2 protein-coding genes and 1 pseudogene are annotated in these 1,655 nt (G+C 66.1%); 2 read left to right on the forward strand and 1 reads right to left on the reverse strand.

Features of this window, described 5'->3' with window-relative positions; genetic code table 11:
- Nucleotides 1–512: ATP-binding cassette domain-containing protein (locus EN969_RS30170; RefSeq protein WP_164758626.1), on the forward strand; the 512-nt coding region annotated here is incomplete at its 5' end.
- Nucleotides 509–1,309, forward strand: coding sequence for an ATP-binding cassette domain-containing protein (locus EN969_RS30175; protein WP_013529483.1), 801 nt, complete (start codon nucleotides 509–511; stop codon nucleotides 1,307–1,309). The genes EN969_RS30170 and EN969_RS30175, both read left to right, overlap by 4 nt.
- 25 nt (nucleotides 1,310–1,334) lie before the next feature.
- On the opposite strand, the pseudogene EN969_RS30180 reads toward EN969_RS30175, so the two are convergent.
- Nucleotides 1,335–1,655, reverse strand: a pseudogene (locus EN969_RS30180) (NAD(P)-dependent oxidoreductase); the annotation flags it as partial.

Genomic DNA, 1,655 nt, shown 5'->3' on the forward strand with positions numbered 1-1,655 from the left:
CCGTAATGCCAATCGGCAAACAAATCGCCGAAGTCGCCCGCACCCATCTCGGCCTCACCTGGTCCCAGTCCTATGCCAGGGCCAAAACCCTGCTCGAACGCGTCCGCCTGCCCGATCCTGACTCGGCCCTGCGCGCCTTCCCGCACCAGCTTTCCGGCGGCCAGAAGCAGCGTGTGGCGATCGCCGCCGCCATTGCGGCCGGTCCGAAATTGCTGATCGCCGACGAAGCGACCAGCGCGCTCGATACCATCGTGCAGGCCGAGATCGTCGCCTTGATCCGACGCCTGGTGACCGAGGACGGCATGACGCTGCTGTTCATCAGCCATGACATCGCGCTGGCGGCCGAGCTTGCCGGGCGCATCGCCGTTTTCCGCCATGGGCAGTTGGTCGAGCTTGGCATGACGGCGCAGATTGTCGGCGCCCCGGCCCAACCCTATACGCGCGCATTGCTCGATGCCGATATCGGCCTCGACACCAAGCCGCTGCTGAACCGAGCCGGGCTCCACGCATGAGCCTGCTGGCGGTGTCCAACCTCACCAAGCGCTACCGTCGCGGCGACAACACCATCGCTGCAGTCGACGATGTCTCCTTTCACATCGAGCCGGGCGAAACGCTGGCGTTGGCCGGACCCTCCGGCAGCGGCAAATCGACGATCGCGCGGGTGGTGCTGCGATTGATCGAGCCGGACGACGGACGCATCGAGTTCGAAGGCGACGATTTCCTGGCCCTGCGCAGCGCAGCACTGCGTGCCCGCCGCGCGCGCCTGCAAATGGTGTTCCAGGACCCGCTTGCCGCCTTCAACCCGCGCGCCACAGTGGCGCGTGTGCTCGACGATCCCTTGCGCATCCATGGCATCGCTTCCCGCAGCGAGCGCCCGCGCCGCATCGCCGCCTTGCTGGAGCGCGTCGGGCTGACGGCGGACCTCGCCCCGCGTGCCATCCATGAAATCTCAGGCGGCCAGCGGCAGCGCGTCGCCATTGCCCGCGCCATCGCCACGAAGCCGTCGCTGATCGTGCTCGATGAAGCGGTGTCGGCGCTCGACGTTTCCGTGCGCGGGGAGATCCTCGAGCTTTTGCTCGACCTGCAGCGCCAGGAAAAGATCGCCTATCTCTTCATTTCACATGATCTCGGCGTCATCCGGTCGATCGCCCACCGCGTTATCCTTCTCGACGCCGGCCGGGTTGCCGAGAACGGCGATGCCCGAACCGTCATCGACGCACCGCAATCGGCCATTGGAAAGGCGCTGGTGGCGGCAGCACCGAGATTGAACCGGACCCTGATGCGGCTGGCGTCGGCCGGCCTCGATTGAGACCCGGCCGCCACCATCCGTTCGCTCAATAGCCGACGGTGAAGCGCTGCCTGATATGGGCCGGCTTCTCGATCTCGTCGACCATGACGATCGCGTAGTCCTCGAAGGAAATGCTGCTGCCCTCGTCGGAGGCGAGAAGCGTGTCCTTGCCGAGGCGGAATTTGCCGGTGCGCTCGCCAGGCACGAACATGGCGGATGGCGACAGGAACGTCCAATCGAGGTCGTCGACCGTCTTCAATCTGTCCAGGAAGTCGGCGCCCTTCTGCGCTTCTGCCTTGTAGATCGCCGGGAAGTCGGGGCTCTCGACCAGCCGCTTGCCGGGCGCGACTTCGAGACTGCCGGCGCC

It is taken from the genome of Mesorhizobium sp. M7A.F.Ca.CA.003.01.2.1 (genome assembly GCF_003998945.1).
Taxonomy (GTDB): Bacteria; Pseudomonadota; Alphaproteobacteria; order Rhizobiales; family Rhizobiaceae; genus Mesorhizobium; species Mesorhizobium ciceri.